General features: G+C 62.9%; 16 protein-coding genes. 5 read left to right on the top strand and 11 right to left on the bottom strand.

Annotated elements, in window-relative coordinates; genetic code table 11:
* Nucleotides 1–14: 14 nt before the first annotated feature.
* A complete protein-coding gene (locus tag FB009_RS09060) occupies nucleotides 15–1,286 on the top strand; it encodes a glycerate kinase type-2 family protein (protein WP_012067368.1) in 1,272 nt (423 codons plus the stop codon).
* A gap of 89 nt (nucleotides 1,287–1,375) precedes the next feature.
* On the opposite strand, the gene FB009_RS09055 is transcribed toward FB009_RS09060, so the two are convergent.
* Nucleotides 1,376–2,713 (bottom strand): aspartate aminotransferase family protein, encoded by a 1,338-nt coding sequence (locus FB009_RS09055; RefSeq protein ID WP_012067367.1) that lies wholly within the window; start codon nucleotides 2,711–2,713, stop codon nucleotides 1,376–1,378.
* Nucleotides 2,714–2,858: 145 nt separating this feature from the next.
* Between FB009_RS09055 and FB009_RS09050 the strand changes: the two genes are divergently transcribed.
* Nucleotides 2,859–3,407 (top strand): cupin domain-containing protein, encoded by a 549-nt coding sequence (locus FB009_RS09050; protein WP_012067366.1) that lies wholly within the window; start codon nucleotides 2,859–2,861, stop codon nucleotides 3,405–3,407.
* A 119-nt stretch (nucleotides 3,408–3,526) separates the two neighbouring features.
* On the opposite strand, the gene FB009_RS09045 is transcribed toward FB009_RS09050, so the two are convergent.
* Genes FB009_RS09045 through hglS form a run of 4 tightly spaced genes read right to left on the bottom strand, consistent with a single transcriptional unit; the run spans nucleotide 3,527 to nucleotide 9,188 of the window.
* Nucleotides 3,527–4,759 (bottom strand): pyridoxal phosphate-dependent aminotransferase, encoded by a 1,233-nt coding sequence (locus tag FB009_RS09045; RefSeq protein WP_012067365.1) that lies wholly within the window; start codon nucleotides 4,757–4,759, stop codon nucleotides 3,527–3,529.
* Between the two features lie 16 nt (nucleotides 4,760–4,775).
* Nucleotides 4,776–6,308, bottom strand: a complete 1,533-nt coding sequence (gene amaB, locus FB009_RS09040) for an L-piperidine-6-carboxylate dehydrogenase (protein WP_012067364.1) — start codon at nucleotides 6,306–6,308, stop codon at nucleotides 4,776–4,778.
* Between the two features lie 29 nt (nucleotides 6,309–6,337).
* On the bottom strand, nucleotides 6,338–7,759 hold the full coding sequence (locus FB009_RS09035; RefSeq protein ID WP_012067363.1) for an FAD-binding oxidoreductase: 1,422 nt from the start codon (nucleotides 7,757–7,759) through the stop codon (nucleotides 6,338–6,340).
* A gap of 10 nt (nucleotides 7,760–7,769) precedes the next feature.
* Nucleotides 7,770–9,188 carry a 2-oxoadipate dioxygenase/decarboxylase HglS gene (hglS, locus tag FB009_RS09030; RefSeq protein ID WP_012067362.1) on the bottom strand — a complete coding sequence of 473 codons (1,419 nt, stop codon included), beginning with the start codon at nucleotides 9,186–9,188 and terminating at the stop codon, nucleotides 7,770–7,772.
* Nucleotides 9,189–9,301: 113 nt separating this feature from the next.
* Here hglS and FB009_RS09025 point away from each other — a divergent pair, with 113 nt between their 5' ends.
* The 3 genes from FB009_RS09025 (at nucleotide 9,302) to FB009_RS09010 (ending at nucleotide 20,487) form a co-directional block, all read left to right on the top strand.
* Nucleotides 9,302–10,195: a LysR family transcriptional regulator gene (locus FB009_RS09025; RefSeq protein ID WP_012067361.1), complete on the top strand. Its 894-nt coding sequence runs from the start codon at nucleotides 9,302–9,304 to the stop codon at nucleotides 10,193–10,195.
* Nucleotides 10,196–10,652: 457 nt separating this feature from the next.
* On the top strand, nucleotides 10,653–19,151 hold the full coding sequence (gene ndvB, locus FB009_RS09015; protein ID WP_375714197.1) for a cyclic beta-(1,2)-glucan synthase: 8,499 nt from the start codon (nucleotides 10,653–10,655) through the stop codon (nucleotides 19,149–19,151).
* Nucleotides 19,152–19,329: 178 nt separating this feature from the next.
* The gene (locus FB009_RS09010; RefSeq protein WP_012067359.1) at nucleotides 19,330–20,487 is read left to right on the top strand and encodes an OpgC family protein; all 1,158 of its coding nucleotides are present in this window, start codon (nucleotides 19,330–19,332) and stop codon (nucleotides 20,485–20,487) included.
* 490 nt (nucleotides 20,488–20,977) lie between these two features.
* Here the strand turns inward: FB009_RS09010 and FB009_RS09000 are convergent, their stop codons facing one another.
* Genes FB009_RS09000 through FB009_RS08975 form a run of 6 tightly spaced genes read right to left on the bottom strand, consistent with a single transcriptional unit; the run spans nucleotide 20,978 to nucleotide 25,445 of the window.
* Nucleotides 20,978–21,823 (bottom strand): amidohydrolase family protein, encoded by an 846-nt coding sequence (locus tag FB009_RS09000; protein ID WP_012067358.1) that lies wholly within the window; start codon nucleotides 21,821–21,823, stop codon nucleotides 20,978–20,980.
* Nucleotides 21,820–22,719, bottom strand: coding sequence for an aldo/keto reductase (locus FB009_RS08995; RefSeq protein WP_018209231.1), 900 nt, complete (start codon nucleotides 22,717–22,719; stop codon nucleotides 21,820–21,822). Before FB009_RS08995 ends, FB009_RS09000 begins: the two co-directional genes overlap by 4 nt.
* The gene (locus FB009_RS08990; protein ID WP_234705061.1) at nucleotides 22,716–23,459 is read right to left on the bottom strand and encodes an ABC transporter permease; all 744 of its coding nucleotides are present in this window, start codon (nucleotides 23,457–23,459) and stop codon (nucleotides 22,716–22,718) included. The genes FB009_RS08995 and FB009_RS08990 overlap by 4 nt, the downstream gene beginning before the upstream one ends.
* A gap of 44 nt (nucleotides 23,460–23,503) precedes the next feature.
* Nucleotides 23,504–24,325, bottom strand: coding sequence for an ABC transporter permease (locus tag FB009_RS08985; RefSeq protein ID WP_012067355.1), 822 nt, complete (start codon nucleotides 24,323–24,325; stop codon nucleotides 23,504–23,506).
* On the bottom strand, nucleotides 24,322–24,648 hold the full coding sequence (locus FB009_RS08980; RefSeq protein WP_012067354.1) for a hypothetical protein: 327 nt from the start codon (nucleotides 24,646–24,648) through the stop codon (nucleotides 24,322–24,324). The genes FB009_RS08985 and FB009_RS08980 overlap by 4 nt, the downstream gene beginning before the upstream one ends.
* Entirely contained in the window at nucleotides 24,645–25,445 is an 801-nt protein-coding gene (locus tag FB009_RS08975) for an ABC transporter ATP-binding protein (RefSeq protein WP_018209232.1), read from the bottom strand. Before FB009_RS08975 ends, FB009_RS08980 begins: the two co-directional genes overlap by 4 nt.
* Nucleotides 25,446–25,450 lie beyond the last annotated feature (5 nt).

The following is a 25,450-nucleotide window of genomic DNA, read 5'->3' as shown; positions in this document are numbered from 1 at the left end:
TCCCGGACTGTTTCATGGCCTCGATCGAACCGCGTCCCTTCCTCATCTCCCTCTTCGAGGCGGCCGTTCTCGCGGCCGATCCTTACGCCGCGATCCGGGCGCATCTGCCGGCGCGGCCGAAAGGGCGGACGATCGTGGTCGGTGCCGGCAAGGCCGCAAGCCAGATGGCCGCCGCTTTCGAGCGGCTCTGGGAAGGGCCGCTTGACGGAGCCGTCGTGGCCCGCCACGGACCGATTGAAAAATGCGAACGGATCAAGGTCTTTCAGTCTGCCCATCCGGTGCCGGATGAGGCGGGGCTCGCGGCTTCGTCCGCACTCCTCGAAATGGTCGAGGGGTTGACTTCAGACGATCTCGTCGTCGCGCTCATCTCCGGCGGCGGCTCGGCCCTGCTTCCGGCGCCGCCCGGCGGCTTGACACTGGAGGACGAGATTGCCGTCAACAGGGCTCTCCTTGCCTCGGGCGCGCCGATCTCGGCCATGAATGTGGTGCGCAAGCACGTCTCGCGTGTCAAAGGCGGCCGGCTTGCGCTTGCCGCTGCGCCGGCGCGGGTCGTCAGCCTCGTCGTCTCCGACGTTCCGGGAGATAATCCCGCCTTCGTCGCCTCCGGCCCGACTGTGCCGGACCGCTCGAGCCTCGAAGAGGCGCGCGAAATCGTCGCCCGCTACGCAATGGCCCTGCCCGAGCGGGTGGCGGCGCATCTCTCCGCCGATGCCGCACGGGCGCCGAGCCCGGACGATCCTGTGTTCGCCCGCAACGAGGTCCATGTCATCGCTTCGGCGCGTGTTTCACTGGAAGCGGCGGCGGCAAGGGCGCGGGAAAGCGGCATCGAGGCGGCGATCCTCTCGGACGCGATCGAGGGCGAGGCGCGCGACATCGGCCGTATGCATGCGGCGCTGGCGCGCGAAGTGGCCTTGCATAACCATCCGTTTGCCAGGCCCGTGGTGCTGCTTTCCGGCGGCGAAACGACCGTGACGATCTCCGGCAAGGATTACGGCAGGGGCGGGCGCAACAGCGAGTTTCTCCTGTCGCTGGCGCTCGACATCGACGGCGCCGATGGCATCGATGCGCTTGCTGCCGATACGGATGGCATCGACGGGTCCGAGGACAATGCCGGTGCCTTCGCCGACGGGGCGAGCATCGCTCGGATGCGGGGTGCCGGCGTGGATCCCCGCCTGCACCTTACCCGCCACGATGCCTGGACCGCCTTCAAGGCAAGCGGCGACCTCTTCGTACCAGGCCCGACCGGGACAAACGTCAATGATCTGCGGGCAGTGTTGATCCGCTGAGTTTGCTTCCTCGAGAGAGGATGGCGTGTCGGGCGGGGGTTGCCCCTCCCACTGGACTGGTGGGAGGGCAGCCTGACAGCACTGGCTCGCTATTTCACCCGTTTCAGAGCATCGGCGAGCATCGACACGATCTCGCCGAAATGCTTCTTCTCCGCGATCAGCGGCGGCGAGAAGGCGATGATGTCGCCGGTGACGCGGATCAGCAGGCCGCGCTCGAAGCAATCGACGAAGGCGTCATAGGCGCGGGCGCCGGGCGCGCCGTCACGCGAATTGAGCTCGATACCGGCGATGAGGCCAATGGTGCGGATGTCGTTGACGTGCGGCAGGCCCTTGAGCGAATGCATCGCCTCATGCCAGTCGCCCTCGATTTCGGCGGCGCGGGTCATCAGGCCTTCGTCACGATAGATGTCGAGCGTGGCGATGCCCGCGGCGCAGGCGGCGGGATGACCGGAATAGGTGTAGCCGTGGAAGAGTTCGATCTGACCTTCCGGCCCGTGCATCAGCGCGTCGTGCACCTTGCGGCTCGCAAACACCGCGCCCATCGGGATCGCACCATTGGTAAGCCCCTTGGCAGCGGTGACGAGATCGGGCGTGACGCCGAAATAATCTGTCGCGAAGGCCGCGCCGAGGCGGCCGAAGCCGGTGATCACCTCGTCGAAAATCAGAAGGATTCCGTGCTTGTCGCAGATGGCGCGCAGACGCTCGAGATAGCCCTTCGGCGGGATGAGCACGCCGGTCGAGCCGGCGACGGGCTCGACGATGCAGGCGGCGATCGTCTCGGCGCCGTGAAGCGCCACGAGCCTTTCGAGATCGTCGGCAAGTTCGGCACCATGCTCAGGCTGTCCCTTGACGAAAGCGTTCTTCGCCGGGTCATGGGTGTGACGCAGATGGTCGGAGCCCGGGAGTTGCGGGAAGACGCGGCGGTTGTTGACAATGCCGCCGACGGAAATGCCACCGAAGCCGACACCATGATAGCCGCGCTCACGGCCGATGAGCCGCGTGCGGGTGCCCTGGCCGATCGATCGCTGGTAGGCGATCGCGATTTTGAGCGCCGTGTCGACGGATTCCGAGCCCGAGCCGGTGAAAAAGACCCGGTCGAGCTTGGCGCCCCCAGGGCCGGGCGCGATCTCTGCCAGCCGCTCGGCGAAGTCGAAGGCGATCGGATGGCCCATCTGGAAGGACGGCGCGAAGTCCATGGTCGAAAGCTGGCGCTCGACGGCGGCGGCGATTTGCCGGCGGCCGTGACCGGCATTAACGCACCAGAGACCGGCGGTACCATCGAGAACCGTCCGACCGTCGACGCTGGTGTAGTGCATGCCCTCCGCGGAGGCGAGCAGCCGGGGTGCCGCCTTGAACTGGCGGTTCGCGGTGAAGGGCATCCAGTAGCTGTCGAGAACCGGAGCGTTGGGCTTGTTGTGGGCGTTCATGGCATCCTCCTGTCACTGGCTGATTGACGCCATGATTTGAATTTCCGAACAAGTCCTTTTCTGGAGTTCTCTAAGTAATTGTATTTACATGATTGACGTTGCTAGAATTGCGAAATATCAAACAACGACAACACCGGAGTTTGCGATGAGTGTCGATATCGGCAACCGGTTGCGGCGTGTGCGACTGAGGCACAATCTCTCCCAGCGCGAACTCGCCAAGCGGGCGGGGGTGACCAACTCCACCATCTCCCTGATCGAATCCAATTCCTCGAACCCCTCGGTCGGTGCTTTGAAGCGAATCCTCGACGGTATCCCGATCGGGCTGGCGGAGTTTTTCTCCTTCGAGCCGGAGAAGCCGCGCAAGGCCTTCTATGCGGCGGAGGAGCTGGTGGAAATCGGCAAGGGGCCGATCTCCTATCGTCAGATAGGCGACAATCTGTTCGGCCGCAGCCTGCAGATTCTGAAGGAGTGCTACCAGCCGGGCGCGGACACAGGCAAGGTGCCGCTGGTGCATGAGGGCGAGGAGGGCGGGATCGTGCTTTCCGGGCGGCTGGAAGTGACTGTCGAGGACGAGCGACGCATTCTCGGTCCGGGGGACGCCTATTATTTCGAGAGCCGGCGGCCGCACCGCTTCCGCTGCGTCGGGCCGGTGCCGTGCGAAGTGATCAGCGCCTGTACGCCGCCGACGTTTTGATGGAAGTCGGGGTGTGAATGCCCCTCAACCGGCCGGCGGGCCGGATGAGGGGTCGTTTCAAGTCACCGGGCATCGGATAGGAGCCGCGCCGCCCGAGTCCTCTTAAACGCGGTGTAGACTTATGACAGCCGCTTGCATGCTGCCGAAATGCGTTCAAGCGCTTCCTTCAGTTCCGCCTCCGAGGTCGCATAGGAGATGCGGAAATAAGGGGAGAGGCCGAAGGCCGAGCCCGGGACGACGGCGACGTGGGAGTCTTCCAGAAGGTAGGCGCAGAAGTCCGTGTCCGACTCGATCCTTTTGCCTGATGGCGTCACCCTGCCGAGCACGCCGGCACAGCCGGAGAAGGTGTAGAAGGCGCCTTCGGGAACGCGGCAGTCGAGCCCTTCGATCGCATTCAGCCCGTTGACCACGAGATTGCGGCGGCGTTGGAAGCTTTCGGTCCGTTCTTTCAGAAAGTCCTGCGGTCCGTTGAGCGCCGCGACCGAAGCCGCCTGGCTTACCGAAGAGGGACAGGAGGTCGCCTGGCTCTGGACGACGGCCATCGCCTTGATGAGCGCGCGCGGGCCCCCGGCATAGCCGATCCGCCAGCCCGTCATCGCATAGGCCTTCGAGACGCCGTTGACGGTGAGCGTCCGATCCTTGAGGCCCGGCTCGAGCCGAGCCGGCGTGACGAAGCGGAAAGCGTCATAGACGATGTGCTCGTACATATCATCGACGAGCAGCCAGACATGCGGGTGCTTGAGCAGCACGTCGAGCAGAGGCCGGTAGTCGGCCGCGCTGTAGGCGGCGCCGGAGGGGTTCGAGGGCGAGTTCAGGAGCACCCACCTCGTCCGAGGCGTGATCGCCGCTTCCAGCTTTTGCGCCGTCAGGCGGAAGCCGGAAGATGCGTCGCATGCAATCAGGATCGGCTTGCCCTCGCAGATCTGGACGATATCCGAATAGGAGGTCCAATAGGGCGTCGGAATGACCACCTCGTCGCCGGGATCGAGCGACGCCATCATGGCATTGAACAGGATCTGTTTGGCGCCGGTGGCAACCGTGATTTCGTCGAGCTCGTAGGCTAGCCCGTTCTCACGCTGGAATTTTTCGCGTATCGCCTTCTTCAATTCCGGCGTGCCGTCGAGTGCGGTATATTTCGTCTCGCCGCGATGGATCGCGTCCGAGGCGGCTTGCTTCACGTGGTCCGGCGTGTCGAAATCCGGCTCGCCGGCGCCGAGAATGATCACCGGCTTGCCTTCGCGCTTCATGGCGGCGGCGCGGGCGCCGATCTTCAGGATTTCCGAAACGCCGATCGAAGAAATCCGCGAGGCGGGCCGGAAGCCCGCCTCCTTGACCGTTGCATTGATGGTCATGGCCGATCCTGTTCGATTATTCGATGTCGAAAGAGACGCCCTGCGCCAGCGGCAGAGCCTTGGAATAGTTCACCGTATTTGTGGCGCGTCGCATATAGGCCTTCCAGGCGTCCGAACCGGATTCGCGGCCGCCGCCGGTCTCCTTCTCGCCACCGAACGCCCCACCGATCTCGGCCCCGGAGGTGCCGATATTGACGTTGGCGATGCCGCAGTCGGAGCCATCGGCTGCGAGGAAGCGCTCCGCTTCCTGCATGTCCCGGGTGAAGATCGAGGACGAAAGTCCGGCGGCAACTGCATTGTGTTCGGCGAGCACCGCGTCGAAGTCGCTGTACTTCATGACGTAGAGGATCGGCGCGAAGGTCTCTTCGAGAACCGGTCCCTCCTGCTGCGGCATTTCGACCAGAGCGGGCTTGACGTAGAAGCCATTGTCGTAGCCGAGTTCGACGCGTTCGCCGCCGGTGACGGATCCGCCATGGCTCTGCGCCTCCGAGATCGCCTTCTGCATGCCGTCAAAGGCTGCCTTGTCGACGAGCGGCCCGACCAGTGCGGCCGGTTCCAGCGGATTGCCGACGGAAACCGACTGATAGGCTTTCTTCAGCCGCGGCACGAGCTGATCATAGACGCTCTCATGGACGAAGAGGCGGCGCAGCGTCGTGCAGCGTTGACCGGCGGTGCCCATTGCGCCGAAGGCGATGGCGCGAAGCGCCATGTCGAGATCGGCGGAGGGGCAGACGATGCCCGCATTGTTGCCGCCGAGTTCCAGGATCGCACGGGCGAAGCGCTTGGCAAGCCGCGGACCGACCTCGCGGCCCATGCGGGTCGAGCCGGTCGCCGAGACGAGAGGCACCTTCGGATGGTCGACGAGTACCTCGCCAATCGCACGGTCACCGATCAGGACCTGCGACAGGCCTTCCGGGGCGTCGCCGAAACGGGCAATGGCGCGTTCCAGGATCGCCTGGCATGCAAGCGCGGTAAGCGGTGTCTTTTCCGACGGCTTCCAGACGACGGCATCGCCGCAAACGAGCGCGAGCGCCGCATTCCAAGACCATACCGCGACGGGAAAGTTGAACGCCGAGATGATGCCGACGACGCCGAGCGGATGCCAGGTTTCCATCATCCGGTGGCCGGGACGCTCGGTCGCGATCGTCAGACCGTAGAGCTGACGGGAAAGGCCGACGGCGAAATCGCAGATGTCGATCATTTCCTGCACTTCGCCGAGGCCTTCGGAGGGGATCTTTCCGGCTTCGATCGAGACGAGGCGTCCGAGATCTGCCTTGAAGGCGCGCAGCTCCTCGCCAAGCAGGCGGACGAGTTCGCCGCGCTTGGGCGCCGGTACGAGCCTCCAGGAGCGGAAGGCCTCGTCGGCCCGCTCGATCTTCCCGGCGGCCTCGCTGGCCGTCACGGTCTTGAGGCTGGCGATCTTCTCGCCGGTGACAGGGCTGAAAGACGGCATGTCCCCGCCTGCGTAGAGTTCTTTGGCGACGCCCATCTTCTCAAGGAGAGCCGCAGCCTCCTTTGCAACGTCGACCTTCTTGGCTGCAATGTTCATGTCACTTGACTCCCGTTTCTTTCGGCCGCCTACCCGAAACGCACGCTGCCGAGCTTTCCCGGCGAGGTGAGCGTCTTGAGGCCGGCGGCGATGTTCTTCAGTTTTTCCGGCGTGTAGAAATCGTAAAAGGCCTGATTGCGGCGGCCGAGCGCATGTTCGGCGCTGAAGCTGCCATGATATTGCTCGACGGCGATCGCGACGACCCATTCGCGCAGGTGCTGCTCGAAGGCCGCATCGGCCAGAAGCGGACTGTCCTTCGCAACCACGACGTTGAAGTGGACACCGCCGTCGCCGATATGGCCGAAGTCGCAGATTGTGACAGCAGGAAATTTCTGCGGCATTTCGGCCTTCATATGATCACAGAAGGTCATGATGTCACCCCTGCGGAAGGAGAGGTCGAAGGCGATCAGCTTGCCGAGGTGCTTCACGCCTTCCGAAAGGGCGTGGCGCAGCGCCCAGACTTCATGCGGCGGGCCGACGAGCGCGTCTGCGAGCGGCGCTTCCTCCGTTTCCCATATCTCTGCAAGTACGCTTTCGAGCACCGCATCGAGTGGCTGTTCGCCGTCGCGCGGCGCCCAGCTCCGGGAGATTTCCGCGAGGATGACGTATTCGGGGACGTTGCCGCCCGGGAACGGGTTCTTGAGCGACGGCACATGGGCGAGAGCCCCGGCGATCGCGTTCTTCGACATGCCCTCGAAGGCCGAGAGATAGGCGCCGAGCCGCTCTTCCATGGCTTTCAGGAGAGGCAGCACATGTGCGCCGCTTGCCGGTACCAGGAAGGCAGTCGCCGTCTGCTTCGGCAGGCGCTCGAGATTGAGCACGCATTCGGTGACGATCCCGAAGGCGCCGGACGTGCCGATGAAGATCTGCTTCCAGTCGACCCCGGTATTGTTCTTGCGCAGGTCCGAGTGGAGGTCCAGTACGGTGCCCGCCTCATCGGCGAGTACCACCTTCAGGCCCAGTATATTGCGGCGGACGTCGCCATATTTGAGAAAGCGCGAGCCGCCCGTATTGGTCGCGACCATGCCGCCGATCCGCGGGTCGGCGCCGAGGTCGATCGGGAAGAACAGCTCATATTCCTCCAGCCGCCGGTTGAGTTCGGACAGGCGGAAACCGGCGTCGACGCGTACCGAGCGATTGTCGGGGTCGAGCGCGAACCGGCGGGTCAGCCGGTCCAGGCTGAGGACGACCTCCTCGCCCGACCCGTCCGGCGTCGATCCCGATACGAGGCCGGTATTGCCCGCCTGCGGAACGAGCGCAATGCCGTTGCGGACGCAGTAGCCGACGGCGGCGGAAGCTTCTTCGGTGGTGGCGGGACGCAGTACGGCGGCCGCGCGGCCGCGGTCATAGCGCGCGCCGGTCTCATAAGCTTCCATGTCCTCCCGGCCCGTGACGATGCCCTTGTCGCCAAGGAGCTTCTCCAGTGCGTCGATATGGTGCTCGTCAATCATTGGCGACGTATCACTCCGCTGCCACGGCGGCGGTGAGCGCCTGGAGGCAGTCTTCGATCGATGCCTGTTCGATGCCGGCATAGTGATCGAATTCGTTGAGGACCGCGACTCCGAGATCCGTCTCGAAGCGCTTCTGGTTCGGGCTCGCAACGAAGTCCTGCTGCGCGCCGTCGCCGAGATTCGACTGGAAGATACCGGCGGCGCTGACCGGAAGGAAGTCCTCATAGACGATAGGATCGAATTGAACGAGGCCATCAGCGATCAGCGAGTCCAGGTCGCGACGGCCCCTTTCCGCCAGGCAAACCGACATCTTCGCCTGCCTGCCCTTTTCCGTCAGGGAGTAGCTGAAATAGCCGAGGCCGGCAGCACGGATCTCCGCCCAATGGTCCGGAAAGGCTTCGAATACCTGGGCCAGGGCAGCACCGTATTCTCCGGCGTTCGAACCATCGGCGGCCGGGCGCACGATCTTGCGCGATTCGTCGAGCAGCCGGTCGTAGAGACCGCGGCCCTTCGGCGTCAATGCGATGCCGCGCTGTTCGATTTCGCCGAAGCGCGCGGTATGGGAACCGGCCTTCCAGCCACCATCGGCGCCGCGGAAAGAAACCGGCTCTTCGAGCGCCTTGAAGGAGGTCTGGCGAAGCAGGATCGGGCATTTACGCGTCGGCGGTCCTTCGACGACGGCTTTCGGCGCAATGCCGTATTCGGGCATCAGCGCCTGGACCTGATCGATGTCGAGCGTGCGCGGCGTCAAATGGTTGATGTGCGGACCCTTGAAGGAGACCACGTCGGCGATCAGGCGGTGCGCATCGTGGAGACGCTGGTACATGTCGGCGCTGACATTGGCCCTGTCGTGCCAGCGGAATGTCTCGATGACTTCGGCGACGAAACGCTCGGCCCCGGCCTTGTCGAGGCCACCCTCGCGCTCGGCCTGTCCGGTCAGCTCCATTGCGCCCGGAGTGAAGATCCGGCGCGCCTTAAGAATTGCTTCGGCCTCGGCGCGCAGGGCTTCGTCGGCAATAAGGTCGAGCCTCAGAAGAGATGTGAAGACGCGAAACGGATTGCGTTTCAGCGCCGCGTCTCCGACCGGGCGGAAGGCGGTGGAATGCACCGGCACGCCCGCGGTCGACAGATCGTAATAGCCGACCGGATACATCCCCATCACCGCGAAGACACGGCGCATCATCGAAAGCTCCGCCGGCGTGCCGAGGCGGATCGCGCCGTGACGCTCCTCGGAAATACGGTCGAGCGAATCGGTCGCTTCCAGGCGCTCCTTCCATGCGGAGTCGGCCGACAGCGTTTCGCCGTTGACCCTCGCGACGAGCTCCATCAGCGTGCCGTAAGCCGGCACTTCCTCGCGATACATGCGCGACATCGCAGCCGAAAAGGCCGAGCGGATATCGTCGGCGGATACGAAACTATTCTCTTTCACTGGGGCTCGCCTCGCGCTATGGATGAAGGACAAGGTCATTCTTAATTCTGATCATATCGGAAGGGTATTGGCTTGGATCGCGCTGCTTCTGACTATGTTGATGCGAGGCTGGAATGAAGTTGAGCCGACGACTGGTTCCCGACGTGACCACGCTGCAGGCCTTCGAATGCGCGGCTCGCCATGGCAGCTTCACCCAGGCCGCCGCCGAGCTCAATCTCACGCAGAGTGCCGTCAGCCGGCAGATCAAGGATCTCGAGAGCCAGCTCGGGGTGCTGCTCTTCGAGCGGGTGCGCCAGCGGGTCATTCTATCGGATGCGGGACAGAAATTCCTGCCCGAGGTGCGCCGGCTCCTGAACCAGACCGAGGAGCTGATGGTACGCGCCATGGCATCGGCGCGGGCCGATTCGAGCCTTTCCATCGCATCGCTTCCGACTTTCGGGAGCCGCTGGCTGGTACAGCGCCTGCCCGACTTCCTGAAGCGGCACCCCGGTACCGTGGTCAACATCGCCTCCCGCTCGGAGCCATTCGACTTCGAGGAGCAGAACTTCGACCTCGCCATCCATTATGGCCAGCCCGTCTGGGCGCGCGCCATCTGCAGCTATCTCTGCAGCGAGGTCATCGTACCGGCGGCCAGCCCGGCGCTGCTTGCCGTGCATCCGGTCGCATCGCCTGCGGATATCGGCGGCAGTCCGCTGCTGCATCTGGCGACGCGGCCCAAGCTTTGGGCGCAATGGTTCGAGACAAACGACGTCGAGCAGGACGGCGCCTATCGAGGCAACCGCTTCGATCAATTCTCGATGGTGATCGAGGCGGCGACTGCAGGTCTCGGTTTCGCCCTTTTGCCTCGCTATCTGATCGAGCAGGAACTTACCGCGGGCACCCTGCGGATCGTTCTCGATCGACCGATGCAGACGGAGAACAGCTATTATCTCGCCATTCCGGAAGGCAAGCTCGAGAATCCGATCAGTCGCGCTTTCCGGGAGTGGATCACCGAACAGGTCGGTTGATCCGTAGCAGTGGTAGGTCCGGTTGAGATTGCGCATCTCGACCCTCGGATAGATGCTGCATGCACCAGGAAGGGGCGGATTTTGACAGTGATACCCATCGAGCCGAGGAAACGCGGCGGCTGGCCGGGCTCCTCTTGTTCCGGCGCATCGGACGCGGCCTCAATCGGTGCTCGCATTCGTTGTAAGCTGCTGACATCCCGGCTAAAAAATGCCATGTTCATGCATCACGCGGCCCTGAGACCCAGCGCGCCGCCAGCCTTGCGACCTCTGAGCCTCAAGTTCCGGCTAGCACCCGCTTTCGCCGTTGCTTGCTTCCCGGGACGATAACGGCGAAGGAGGGCACATGACCGTGTCTAGAAACGCACCGGCGCCGTCTGCATCCTCAGGGTCGCAGCCACACCGGCAGAACAACGAGAACCGGGCCGATCCGTCCCGGGTGGAACCAGAATCCGTACCCATGCTCCAGCACACAACGCAGTCCAATTCACCGCGCGAACCGGAAGCGAAGCAGATCGACTATAATGATTCGATCCGCTCGACCTATTTTTCGATCGACGAGCTGCGGGCGTGCGGCGCAGGCCTCGCCAAGGACGGGGCTTCCTCCCTGCCGGGCTTCTTCTCCTTCGAGTTCCGCGCGCGCCACCGCGAGAACGAAAGGGAGATCCTGCGCGTATACCGCGCAACCGCGGCCGATGTCGAAGCCGGCGCCTCCATAACGCCCGCAGCCGAATGGCTCCTCGACAACCACCACGTCGTCGAAGAGGCGATCCAGGAAGTTCGGCGGGATTTTCCCCGCCGGTTCTACCGGCAATTGCCGACGCTCTCGGTCTCCGGAAATGTCATCCCGCGGTCGATGGCGCTTGCCTGGCTTTACGTCGCCCATACGCACAGTACGGTCACGCGGGAAAGCGTCACCGCGATGGTGGAAGGCTTTCAGGAACACGAGACGCTCAAGATCGGTGAATTATGGGCGCTGCCGTCGATCCTGCGCTTTGTCCTCATCGAAAACCTCAGGCGGATCTCCATCCGGGTCGAGCGCTCCCGCGGCATGCGGCGCAAGGCCAACGAAGTTGCGGATCAGCTCATCCGTGTGAACGACCCGGAGGGCTGCCGCGCACTTCTGATCGAATCCGAGGCGCTCGCCGCCGACAACACCTTTATCGCGCAGCTTCTTTACCGGATGCGTGATGGTTCTCAGACTTCGGGTGCCGTCATCGCCTGGATAGAGGAGCAACTGGAAAGGCGCGGCACCGACGTCGAGGAAGCGCTGGTTGCAGAGCAGAACCGGCTTTCGTCCGGTAACGCGACGATGAGCAATATCATTCGCAGCCTGCGCGAGATCGACGACACGGACTGGGCCGTATGGTTCGAAAGCGTCAGCAAGATCGACGCAACGCTGCGCGAAGGCTCCGACTATGCGTCTCTCGATTTCGGCTCGCGCAACACCTATCGCGACACCATTGAGAAGCTCGCGCGCCGCTCCGGCCATAGCGAGCACGAGGTCACGCAGATCGCGATCGAGATGGTCGAGGAGGCGAAGGCGGCGGCTGCGGCCGAAGCGCCTCTGCAGGAGCCGAATGTCGGTTCCTTTCTCGTCGGCAAGCAGCGCCTGACGCTGGAGAGGAGGATCGGCTATTCGCCTTCGATCTTCCAGCATCTGATCCGGTCCGTCCGCAAACTGGACTGGTTCGCCATTGCCGGGCCGAATATCCTGCTGACGATCCTGGCGATGATCGCCGTCTATGCCTTCATCACTCCGATGGACATTCCGAGCGGCGCCAAGCTGATCATGCTCCTGCTCTTCGCACTGCCTGCCTCCGAAGGAGCTATGGGCCTGTTCAACACGCTCGTGACGCTGTTCCTCAAGCCATCCAGGCTCGTCGGCTACGAGTTCATCGACGGAATACCCGACGATGCCCGCACACTGGTGGTGGTCCCTTGCCTGATTTCCAAGCGCGACCATGTGGACGAGCTCGTGCGCAATCTCGAAGTGCACTACCTCGCCAACCCGCGCGGCGAGATCTATTTCGCTCTCTTGAGCGACTGGGGCGACAGCAAGGTCGAGGAGGCACCCACCGACACGGATGTGCTCGAATACGCCAGGCGCGAGATCGCCTCGCTCTCCGCCCGCTATGCCTATGACGGCAAAACGCGCTTCTACCTCCTGCATCGCCGGCGCCTCTTCAACGAGGCAGAGGGCGTGTGGATGGGATGGGAGCGCAAACGAGGCAAGCTCCACGAACTGAACCTGCTCTTGCGCGGCGACCGCGATACCTCCTTCCTTCAGGGCGCCAATACGGTGCCGGAGGGTGTTCAATATGTGATGACGCTCGACTCCGACACGCGTCTCATGCGCGATGCGGTGACCAAACTCGTCGGCAAGCTCTATCACCCGATCAACCGGCCGGTCGTCAATCCGAGGACGCAGGAGGTCGTGACCGGTTACAGCCTTCTGCAGCCGCGCGTGACGCCGTCGCTCACCACCGGCAGCGAGGCCTCGGCCTTCCAGCGCATCTTCACCATTAACCGCGGCATCGACCCGTATGTCTTTACCGTTTCGGACGTTTACCAGGATATTGGCGGAGAGGGCAGCTTCACCGGCAAGGGCCTCTACCACGTCGATGCCTTCGAAGCGGCTCTCAAGGGCAGGATTGACGAAAACGCGGTGCTCAGCCACGACCTTCTCGAAGGCTCCTATGCGCGTTGCGCGCTGGTGACCGATATCGAGCTCGTCGAGGATTTCCCGACCCGATACGAGGTCGAGATGTCGCGCCAGCATCGCTGGGCGCGGGGCGATTGGCAACTCCTTCCCTACATCTTCAATCCCAAGAGCGGTCTGTCGATGCTGGGGCGCTGGAAGATGTACGACAATCTGCGCCGCTCGCTCATCCCCGTCGCCTGGCTCGCTGCCTCGGTCATGGGCTGGTACTACATGGAGCCGACCCCGGCCCTGATCTGGCAGCTCGTGCTGATCTTCAGCCTCTTCGTCGCACCGACGCTGTCGCTGATCAACGGGATCATGCCGCGGCGCAACGACATTGTCGCGCGTGCGCATCTCCACACGGTGCTGTCGGACATTCGTGCCGCAAACGCGCAAGTCGCGCTGCGCATCGTCTTCATTGCGCATAATGCCGCGATGATGGCCGATGCGATCGTACGCTCGCTCTATCGCACCTTCGTCAGCCGCAAGCTGATGCTCGAATGGCGCACGGCCGCCCAGGTGCAGAGCGCCGGCCATGGTTCGATCGGCGACTATTTCCGTGCGATGTGGACGGCGCCGGCACTTGCACTCGTGTCGCTGGCGCTGGCCGCCCTCTCCGACACAGGCCTGCCCTTCATCGGCTTGCCCTTCGCGCTCATCTGGGCGGCTTCGCCAGCGGTCGCCTGGTTTGTCAGCCAGTCCGCCGAGACAGAGGACCAGCTCGTCGTTTCCGAGGAGGCGATCGAGGAGATGCGGATAATCGCCCGGCGGACATGGCGCTACTTCGAGGCGTTCGTCACCGCCGAGCAGAATTTCCTGCCGCCGGACAACTTTCAGGAAACGCCGCAGCCAGTGCTCGCGGAACGCACCTCGCCGACGAATATCGGGGTCTACCTCCTTTCCGTCATGTCGGCGCGCTCTTTCGGCTGGATCGGTTTCGAGGAGACGATCACCCGCCTGGAGCAGACCATCGCCACGATCGACCGCATGCCGAAATATCGCGGCCACCTTTTCAATTGGTATCGCACACGCGGCCTGGAGCCGATGGAACCGCGCTACGTCTCCTCGGTCGACAGCGGCAATCTCGCGGGACACCTGATCGCGGTCTCGTCCATGTGCCGGGACTGGGCCGAGGCGCCCTCCGCCCACGTTCAGGGCAATCTCGACGGCATCGGCGACGTCGCGGCGATCCTCAAGGAGACGCTCGGCGAGCTTCCCGACGATCGCAAGACCGTGCGGCCGCTCAGGCGCCTGATCGAGGAGCGTATCGCCGGCTTCCAGAATGCGCTGGCCGCGGTCAAGCGCGAGCGTGAATTCGCCTCCATCCGGGTGATCAACCTGGCGGTGCTTGCGCGCGACATGCACAAGCTGACGGTTAATCTCGACCACGAGGTGCGTACCGTCCAAAGCGGCGAAGTCGCAAAATGGGCCGGTTCGCTGGTGGCCGCCTGTGAGGCGCATATCGCCGACGGCGTCTTCGAACTCGGCGCCATCGAAGCGCTTCGCCAGCGGTTGCTGGTGCTGAAGGAGCGCGCGCGCGACATCGCCTTCTCGATGGATTTCAGCTTCCTGTTCCGGCCGGAGCGGCGGCTGCTTTCGATCGGCTACCGCGTCAACGCCAACGAGCTCGACGAGGCCTGCTACGACCTGCTGGCGTCGGAAGCTCGGCTCACGAGCCTCTTCGCGATCGCCAAGGGGGACCTGCCGACCGAGCACTGGTACAAGCTCGGCCGTCCGATCGTCCCGATCGGCGCGCGTGGGGCGCTGGTGTCCTGGTCGGGCTCGATGTTCGAATATCTTATGCCACCCCTCGTCATGCAGGAGCGGCAGGGCGGTATCCTCAATCAGACCAACAATCTGGTGGTCCAGGAGCAGATCAATCACGGCCGAAGGCTCGGCACGCCCTGGGGCATTTCGGAGGCGGCGTTCAATGCACGCGACCACGAGCTGACCTACCAGTACACGAACTTCGGCGTGCCGACGCTGGGCCTGAAGCGCGGCCTCGGGCAAAATGCCGTGATTGCGCCATACGCGTCGATCCTTGCCTGCATGTACGATCCGAAATCGGCGCTCGCCAATCTGGCTCGGCTCCGGGCGGTCGGCGCACTTGGTGCCTATGGCTACCACGACGCGGTCGACTTCACGCCCACACGCGTGCCGGAAGGCCAGAAATGCGCCGTCGTGCGCAACTATTACGCCCACCATCACGGCATGTCGGTGGCCGCTATCGCCAACGTCGTGTTCAATGGCCAGCTGCGCGAGTGGTTCCATGCCGATCCGGTTATCGAGGCCGCCGAGCTCCTCCTGCAGGAGAAGGCGCCACGCGACATTCCGGTCCTGTCCACCAAGCGCGAGCCCGAAGCGCTCGGCAAGGGGCAGGCCGATCTCCTGCGTCCGGAAGTCCGCGTCGTAGAGGATCCGATCAACCAGGATCGAGAGACGGTGCTTCTTTCCAACGGCCACTATTCCGTCATGCTCACGGCTACCGGGGCGGGCTATGCCCGCTGGAACGGCCAGTCGGTTACAAGATGGAGCCCGGACCCCGTGGAGGACAGGACCGGGACCTTCATCTTCCTGCGCGACACCGTGACGGGCGAATGGTGGTCGGCCACGGCCGAGCCCCGGCGTGCGCCGGGCGAGAAGTCCGTCACCCGTTTCGGCGACGACAAGGCCGAATTCGTCAAGACCGTCGGCGATCTGACGAGTGAGGTGGAATGCATCGTCGCCACCGAGCATGATGCCGAGGGCCGAAGGGTGATCCTGCTCAATACGGGTACGGAGGACCGGTTCATCGAGGTGACGTCCTATGCCGAGCCGGTGCTGGCAATGGACGACGCAGACAGTGCACACCCTGCCTTTTCCAAGATGTTTCTCCACACCGAGATCAGCCGGCTGGGAGACGTCATAAGGATCTCGCGAAACAAGCGCAGCCCGGGCGATCCGGATATGGAGGTCGCTCATCTCGTCACCGACAATGCCGGCAGCGAGCGACACACGCAGGCGGAAACCGATCGCCGGAACTTCCTCGGCCGGGGCCGCACGCTCGCCGAGGCGGCTGCATTCGACCCGGGCGTCACGCTTTCCGGCACGGACGGCTTCACCCTCGATCCGATCATGTCGCTTCGTCGCGTCGTTCGCGTTCCGGCGGGCAAAAAGGTGTCCGTCATTTTCTGGACGATCGCCGCCCCCGACAGGGAAGGCATCGACCGGGCGATCGACCGCTACCGGCACCCGGAAACCTTCAATCACGAGCTCATTCATGCCTGGACCCGAAGCCAGGTTCAGATGCGCCATGTCGGGATCACTTCGCAGGAAGCCGCGAGCTTCCAGATGCTCGGCCGCTATCTTGTCTATCCGGATATGCATCTTCGCGCCGACACTTCGACCGTAAGGACCGGTCTTGCGTCGCAATCGTCGCTGTGGCCGCTGGCAATCTCCGGCGATTTCCCGATCTTCTGCCTCCGGATCAACGACGACGGTGATCTCGGCATCGCGCGCGAGGCCTTGCGGGCGCAGGAATATCTCCGATCCCGCGGCATCACCGCCGATCTCGTGGTCGTCAACGAGCGCGCCTCTTCCTATGCTCAGGACCTTCAGCATACGCTCGACTCCATGTGCGAGAATTTGAGGCTTCGCGGCCTTTCGGATGGCCCGCGTCAGCATATTTTTGCAGTGCGCCGGGATCTGATGGAGCCTGAGACCTGGTCGACGCTCATCTCCGCCTCGAGGGCCGTCTTCCATGCCCGCAACGGCACGATCTCGGATCAGATCGCCCGGGCCGCATCGCTCTATGCCAAGCCTTCCGAAATTAAGGAGGAGGGCGCCGAGTTGCTGCTGCCGGTGCTTGCGGCGGCCGACGAGCGTGTGCCGGTTCAACTCGAAGGCGGCGATCTGGACTTCTGGAACGGCTTCGGCGGCTTTGCCGAGGATGGCCGTGAATATGCGGTCCGGCTGCGCGGAGGCGAAGCGACGCCGCATCCGTGGATCAACGTCATCTCCAACGAACGTTTCGGCTTCCATGTTTCCGCCGAAGGCGCGGCCTTTAGCTGGAGCCGCAATTCGCGCGACTATCAGTTGACGCCCTGGACCAACGACGCGGTCGTCAACCGTCCGGGCGAGGCGATCTTCGTGCGCGACATGGCGAGCGGGGCCGTTCTCACACCTTATGCCGCCCTGTCGCGGCGCAAGTCCGTCCTGTTCGAAACGCGTCACGGCTTGGGCTATTCGCGCTTCCTCACGACGCAGGACGAACTCGAAATCGAGGCCACGCATACGGTTCACAGGACGCAGCCGGCCAAGCTCGTGCGGCTGACGATCCGCAATCGGAGTTCGGCCGCCCGCAAACTCCGCGTCTACGGCTATGCGGAATGGGTGCTCGGCAACAATCGCAGCCGGACCGCACCCTTCGTGACGAGCGAGTGGGACGAGGGGCTGAAGGCGCTCGTCGCCACCAATCCCTACAGCATCGACTATCCGGGCCGATGCGCGTTCTTTGCCAGCGACGGCGATGTCGGAAGCCATACGGCGAGCCGGCGGGAATTTCTTGGCCGGGCGGGAGGAATTCTCGCGCCGCAGGCCGTGATCGCCGGTGCCGCGCTCAGCGGATCGACGGAACTGGACGGAGATGTCTGCGCGGCGCTCGCCACGGACTTCAACATCGAGGCGGGCATGGAGCGGCAGGTCACCTTCTTCCTCGGCGACGCCGACAGGTCCGATCAGGTGCAGGCGATAGTGTCCGAGCTCAGGGCGGGCAGTTTCGACACCGCGCTCGATGCGGCGAAGGCGTTCTGGGGCGATTTCACCGGCGTGGTGAAGGTGGAGACGCCCGACCGCGCCTTCAACCACATGATCAACCACTGGCTGCCCTATCAGTCGCTCGGCTGCCGGATCATGGCGCGCTCGGCTTTCTATCAGGCCAGCGGCGCCTTTGGTTTCCGCGATCAGCTGCAGGATACGCTTGCCTTCCTCATCCACCGGCCGGAGCTTGCCCGCGCCCAGATACTCAACGCAGCGGCGCGGCAGTTCGTCGAAGGCGACGTGCAGCATTGGTGGCTGCCCGGCACGGATGCAGGCGTCCGCACGATGATCTCGGACGATGTCGTCTGGCTGGCTCACGCGGTTGCGCATTATTGCGCCGTCACCGGCGGCGAGGACATTTTGGAGGAGAAGGTTCCCTTCATCACGGGTCCGGCTCTCGAAGAGGGTCAGCACGACAGCTTCTACAAGCCGGAGCCGGCCGACGAGGTGGGCGATATCTACGAGCATTGCGCTCGCGCGCTGGATCTCGCCATCCAACGGACCGGCGGCAACGGCCTTCCGCTGATCCTCGGCGGCGACTGGAACGACGGCATGAACCGCGTCGGCGAAGGCGGGGAGGGCACGAGCGTCTGGCTCGGCTGGTTCCTCGCCGGGACCCTGCGCGCATTCCTGCCCTATGCCCATGCGCGGAAGGACAAGCCGCGTATGGCGCTCTGGGAGCGGCATCTCGAAGCGCTCAAGGATGCGCTCGAAGAGGCTGGCTGGGACGGCGATTATTACCGCCGTGGCTATTATGACGACGGAACGCCGCTCGGATCGTCGGAGAACGGCGAGTGCCGCATCGATTCGATTGCGCAATCCTGGAGCACGCTCTCGGGGGAGGGCGATCAGGAACGCTCCCTGCGCGCAATGGACGCGGTGATGGCGGAGCTCGTCGACCCCGAAAAGCGCATCGTCCGGCTGTTCACGCCGCCGCTCGAGACGACGGAGCAGGACCCAGGCTACATCAAGGCCTATCCCCCCGGCGTGCGGGAGAATGGCGGTCAGTACACCCATGCCGCCACCTGGGTTGTGCTGGCTTTCGCCGCTCAGGGGCGGGCGGAAGAGGCCTGGCGCACCTTCCGCATGCTCAACCCCGTGTCGCATGCTCTAAGTCAGGCAGACGCCGAGCATTACCGCGTCGAGCCCTATGTTGTCGCCGCAGATATCTATGGGGAAGGTGCGCTTGCCGGACGCGGCGGCTGGACCTGGTACACAGGGTCGGCCGGCTGGCTCTACCGCGCCGGCGTCGAGGGAATTCTCGGCATCCGCAAGAGAGGCGACAAGCTTTTGATTCGACCTGTCCTGCCCCCCGATTGGGCGGGCTATTCGGCCGAAGTGCGTGTGAACGGCACCACCCACCGGATTTCCGTCAGCCGCGACTCCAAAAGTGGGGAACCGGTCGTAAGTGTAAATAATAGTGTCACAAAAAACGCGCATGAAGGGGTTTTGCTGTAACTGCCGGATCTGAGCAAGCGCTGAACCGGCTTTGTTCCCGTTAGGGCAAGGCCGGTTTTTCTTTGGCGCCTCAGGCTCGTCATTCATCCATGGCGTCGTCGCGGCCCGGGCGGGGGCATTGGCGGCGCCCGTTTCAACAGGGGTGGGGCGGGGCGCCAAATCCCGGATATCAACACGCATGCTGGAAAAGTCTTTTGCGGGCGGCGAGGATCACGGAAGTGTCGCCCATCCGGTGCCGACCGGGCGCGACACACGTCTCGACGTGTTTCGCGCACTCTGCCTGCTGACCATTTTCGTCAATCACGTCCCAGGTCAATATCTCGAATACCTGACGCATAAGAACTTCGGCTTTTCCGACTCGGCGGAGGCCTTCGTGCTGATTTCCGGCCTTTCGGTGGGCGTTGCCTATTCGGGCAAGTTCCTGGCCGGCGGACGGCTCGCCCTCACGCTGAAGATCTGGCGCCGTGCTCTCGCGCTCTATGTCGCGCACATCATGACGAGCGTGGTGACGCTTGCGATCTTCGCTGGCGGCGCACTCTATTTCGGCCGTCAGGAGCTGATTGGCGAGATCAACATCCGCCCGATCGTCGAGCAGACGGAGCAGGGCATCGTTGCCATGGTGCTGCTCGGCCATCAGCTCGGCTACAACAACATCCTGTCGATGTATGCGGTGCTGTTCCTGCTGCTGCCCGGCTTCCTCTGGCTGAATGCCGCCAGCCCGCGATTGCTGTTCGCGTTTTCGGCCACTCTCTGGCTCGCCGCCGGCTGCCTCAAGATGGTGCCTTATAATTTCCTCGACGACGGATACTGGTTCCTCAATCCCTGGTCATGGCAGTTCCTGTTCGTCATCGGTATTCTGTGCATGAGCCATGTGCGGCGAGGCGGCAGTCTTCCGCGAAGCGCCTGGCTCACTGGACTCTCCACCACCTATCTGGTGATTTCTGCCTTTTGGGTGCTGTTCTCCTGGTGGAGTATCGACCTTTCCTTCGGGCTGCCCGCGGTACTGACCGGCTTCGACAAGACCTTCCTGTCACTGACGCGGCTCCTGCATGTGCTGTCGCTCGCCTATATTCTCGCAACGGTTCCGTTCTTCAGCCGCCTGACGAGGCTGGAAAACAATCACCCTCTGGTGATGATCGGGCGCCATTCGCTCGCGATCTTCATATTCGGAACGATTCTCGCAATGGCGGGACAGGTACTGCTTCTCGTCACCGACCGTGACAGGATTGTCGGCACGCTCTTCGTCATCGGCGGCATCGGCCTGCACTTTGCCTATGCCTATTACCTCGAATGGCTGAAGGGGATGTCGGTGGCGAAGCCGCTGAAGGCGGCGTGAGGGAAATCTTACCCGCGACGGCGGCGGTGCCTGCTCGGCGGAAAGCAGCGCGAGGTCCGCCAGCATTGCAGCGGCGCTGTCGTAGCCCTGGGCGTTGCGGCTTTCGATCTCGCTTTCGATCTCCCGCCAAACCTCCTCGCCCTTTTGCTTCAACTGATCGAAGCGCGCGCGGCGCACCCTTGCCGCCTCCTCGGCCTTCGGCGTTCCTCGGCCCGACGCCGTTCGTCTTCGGCACGCCCGCGCCGGGCGCGGATTTCCTGTGCTTGGGCGCGCGCGATTCGCCAAGCGTCCGGCGCGGCCGCAGGCAGATGCTTCCCCTTCATTGAACATGATCGCTATGATGGCGGAGGAGATAACGACAACCAATGATAGAATCCAAGCGCTTCAGGCGTGTCTCTGACCGCCTCATCCCATTCTCGCTTCGTGGTCGGGCGGTGGTCGGCAAGTTCGCGCACGAATGCCTTCAAGCGCGCAATGTAGTCTCTGTGAACTATCGTCCCCGCGTATAGACACGTGAGGCGCTTCCGCAACGAATCGCCTGGTACTCCTCCGGCGAAAGCCCGGCAGTGCTTAGGATTTCTTCCAGTAATTCGCTCCATCTCGCCACCCCGCCGCCAAGTTCGCAAACGGGGAAATTGCTTGCAGCCATCAGGCGGGCAGGCCCGAAAAGCCCAAGAATCCAATCGGCCCGTTCCGCAATATCAGCAAGCCTGACATCCGGCCCGAAAGGTTCGGTCAGGCCGGAAAATTTGGTCGTCACATTCGGCAATCCGGCAAGCGATGCGATATCCACCTTCCATTCCGCAAAACCATTCGACACAGGAGGCAATCCACAATGGTCTACAACGATCCGGGCACGCTCCACTTCGGTCGCCAAACGAGCAACGACATCAAGGTGTTCCGGAGGGGTCAGGCATTCGATGGCCAGACCGGAATCCGCAAGTTCTCCAATCCGTGTCAGACTTGCCGGATTGATTAAGGTCTCGGGGCTTGCCATTCGGTTCAGCATGATACGGATGCCGCAAACAAGCGGATCGGAAATCAGGTCCTCCATCTCTACGCGACAATCCGCGGCAAAAATATCCAGCCAACCGACGATTCCGATCACGCCATCGATGTTGCCCGCCTCGGATCGCAGCCAGTCAGAATGCGCCTTTGTCGGAGCGGATTGGACAACGATGGCTCCTTTCGCTTCTATTCGTCGCAGATGGGCGGCAAGACGATCGCGCCGGGCGGTTTCCACAAGCTCTGGCTGATGTTTCAGGACCAGAATGTCGTCATTCCGGGCAGGGTCCCAAAGATGAACATGGGCGTCTGTGGCGCCTTGAAATATCATGCGTAAAGGGCTTTCAACTGGACGGCCTGCCAGAAATGATCCGAAATATCGGCTGCAAGCCCGTCCAGATTCGCCGCAAGCTGCGCCGGGCTGGTGGCGCCCAGAAGCGTTGTGCTGATCCGTGCGTCCCGCCCCGGAAATTGCAGGGCCGCCGCGATCAGCGTGGTGCCGTGCCGCTGCGCGATCTCATCAAGTTCACACAGCACCTGACGCTCGTCCGCCGTGATGGGACGGTAGTCGAAACATGCATGCGCGGCCCGGGGATCGACGAGGCAACCCGAGTTCAACACTCCGCCCACGATAAGCTTGCAGCCTTTCTCCGCCGCCAGCGAAATGAGCTGATGACCCGCCGTGCGATCTGCCAGCGTCCACCGTCCGGCCACAAGCAAAGCGTCGGCGGCATCGGCGTTGACCGCTGCAAGATGCTCGGCCACGGAGTTGCACCCGACGCCGACCATGGCGATCCGGCCCCTGCTCTGAAGCTCGCGCAAAACCGGCAGCGCCTCGCCTAAAGCCTGATCCTGCGCCTGATGGATATCGTGCAGAAAAACAATATCAAGGCAGTCGCGGTGCAAACGCTCGCATGAGCGTTCGACGGATTCGCGGATCGCGGCTTCGGAAAAATCCCACTTGTCCGGTTGCCCGGTTCTGTACGCGGGCGCGGCCCCGAATTCGCGTCTACAGCCGCATTTGGTCGATACAACGACATCCCGCGGTGCCGAGCGCAGCATCTGACCCAACCGAATCTCGGCCTGACCACCACCGTATAAGGGCGCCGTATCGAAATATCGGATGCCGCGATCAAGCGCGTGGTCAAGCGTTGCGCGTGCGTCCATTTCAGGCACGAGCGCAATCGCGGCCGTGCCGAGACCGATTGCGGGAAGCTGTGGCCTCATCTGACCATGCCCCACCTGCGCACCGTCACCCGTTCGATGGGCGTGAAGAGCAACGCGTCCATCAGCAACCACAACACACCGATGACAATCATGCCCAGAATGACGATTTCAGCCTGATACCATTGCACGGCCTCAAGCGTCATGTAGCCGACCCCATCGGTCCCGGCGATCATTTCACCGGCCACCAATGCCCGCCAGCCATAGGCCATTGATGTGCGCAGCCCGACCAGGATCTGCACCATGGCGCCCGGGATCACGACATTGCTGATAATATCCCATCGGCTTGCACCATGCGACAGAGAGGCACGGAAAAGAACCCGCGGGATGGTGCGCACGCCGATGACCGTCGAATAGATCGAGGCGAAAAAGATCGTGTTGGCGATGACGAACAGGACCGAGCCTTTACCGACTCCAAACCAGATGATCGCCAGGGGAACCCACGCGATTCCGGCGATGGACTGGAAAAAGCTGAGCACCGGCGTCAGGGTCTCGGAAACCGCGCGGTTCAGGGCAATTGCAAGCCCCAGCGGTATGGCGATCAGATTGCCCAGCAGATAACCGGCCGCCAGTCGTTGCAAGGACGCCCAGACATGGGCCATCAAACTGCCATCGGCCATCATATTGGTAAATGTATTCAGGACTTTGCCGGGCGACGGCAGTTTGAACTCCGGAATCCCGGCAAGGGCTGGAAGTAATGCCCAAGCGGCAAATAGGGCGATGAAGGGCAGAATGCCCGTCAATGCAGCCGAACCCCTCCGCATGAACGGCCGTGATCGCCGTGCGATCATGATTCACCTCCCTGAGCCCGGACAAGCCCCCAGCGTTCGATTGTGGCGCGCTCGATCGGCCGCAGGAGCAGACGGTCCATCAACAGCCACAGCAGCCCCATCATGATCATGCCGACAACGACACGGTCGGTCTGGCGTGTGCTCGCCCCATCAAAAATCAGGAAGCCGAGCCCGGAACCGGCGGCGATCATCTCGGCAAAGATAAGTCCCCGGAAAGCGAAACCCGCCCCGACCCGCAGCCCTGTCATGATATTCGGCAAGGCGGCGGGCAGGATAACCGAAGTCAGCACCTGAAAGCGCGAGGCGCCAAGCGTCCTGACCGCGTTGATAAGGACCGGCTGGATCGTCTGCACCCCTGTCAGCGTGTTATAAAGTACTGGGAAGAAAACCACATAGGAGATGGCGATCAGAATGGTGGGGAAACCATAACCGATCCAGATTACCAGCAACGGAATCCAGGCAACCTCGACAATGGCGTAGAAAAACCTGATGATCGACCCCAGCAGCCGCGACCAGAAGCCCGATAGCCCGATCAGCAGTCCGAAGATGATCCCAAGAGACAATCCCGTCCCGACGCTCACGGCATAACGCCATGAGCTGTCGGCGAGATACTCGATCAGAATGCCGTTCCGGATCAGTTCGCCGAATGCCGCCAGAACGTCCCGGGGGGCAGGATAGAAATAGGGCGGAAGATCGATGATCCAGACGGATATCTGCCACAGCAGCAGCACCGCCAGAATACCAGCCGTTCCGCGCCGCTGCGCCCGGGAAATCCAAAGGGTGCGCGGTCTGAGATGGATGGCAACGCTATCGGTCATTCAGGGGCCTCATAGGGTTCGATCGTCCCGATCCAGTAGTTTCGCGCCAGTTTGCGAAGCGCCTCGGGATCGGCCGAAAGGATCAGCGCCCGCCCGTCGGACCAGCCCTGATAGCGCCCGGTGTCCTGAAATTTTTCCAGATGAAAGCGTTCCGGCTCAAAACTCAGCCCGATGGTGACATCGACATCGGATGACAGATCCATGTCACCCAAAAGCATGGCCGAGTTGATACGGCCATGGATGCCGAAACCAAAGATCACCACCAGGACGATCGCAAGCGACAGAACCGGCAACCGCCAGGCTGATGGCAATCGTTGGGTCATCCGTTTTGATCCCGGACGAGTGCCATGACCCGGTCACGCAATGCGATGAATTCCGGGTCACTTGTGATCGTATCCCAGTGTCGCGCATTGCGGGGGATATCTATCTCCACGATCTCACGCAGTTTTCCCGGCCCCGGCGTCAGGACTGCGACCCGGTCTGCAAGAAACACGGCCTCTTCAACTGAATGAGTGATGAAAAGGACCGTGATCGGATTGTCATTCCAGACCCGCAGCAATTCCTCCTGAAGCGACAGGCGCGTCTGCGCGTCGACTGCGGCGAAAGGTTCGTCCATCATCATGATTTCCGGCGTGTTCGCCAGCGTTCTGGCCACCGCCGCACGCTGGCGCATCCCGCCGGAAAGCTCATGCGGGTATTTTTTCGCCGCTTCGGTCAGGCGGGCCATCGCGATATATTCCATCGCTTTCGCCTCCCGATCGGCCCTGGGCACGCCTCTGAATTTCAGGCCAAGCGCGACATTGTCGAGCACCGTTTTCCACGGCAGAAGCGCATATTCCTGAAACACGACCCCGCGATCCGCGCCGGGTTTGGTGATGCGCTCTCCGTTCATCGTAACCGTTCCGGTCTGCGGTTGCATGAATCCGGCGATTGCCGAAAGCAAGGTCGACTTGCCGCAGCCCGATGGCCCGACAACGCAGAGAAATTCATTCTCCATGATGTCCAGCGTCAGGTTTTCGACGGCAACATTGGATTGCCGCCGTTCTTCGTTCACATGGACAAGCGTCATATCCCGGATCGAGATCTTGGGCGTTCCACCCGTCAGTGCGGCCGTGTTCATGATTT

Origin of the sequence: Sinorhizobium medicae (genome assembly GCF_007827695.1) — a bacterium.
Lineage (GTDB): Bacteria > Pseudomonadota > Alphaproteobacteria > Rhizobiales > Rhizobiaceae > Sinorhizobium > Sinorhizobium medicae.
The sequence above is the reverse complement of the archived record's forward strand: the minus strand, read 5'-3'. Positions and strand labels throughout refer to the sequence as shown.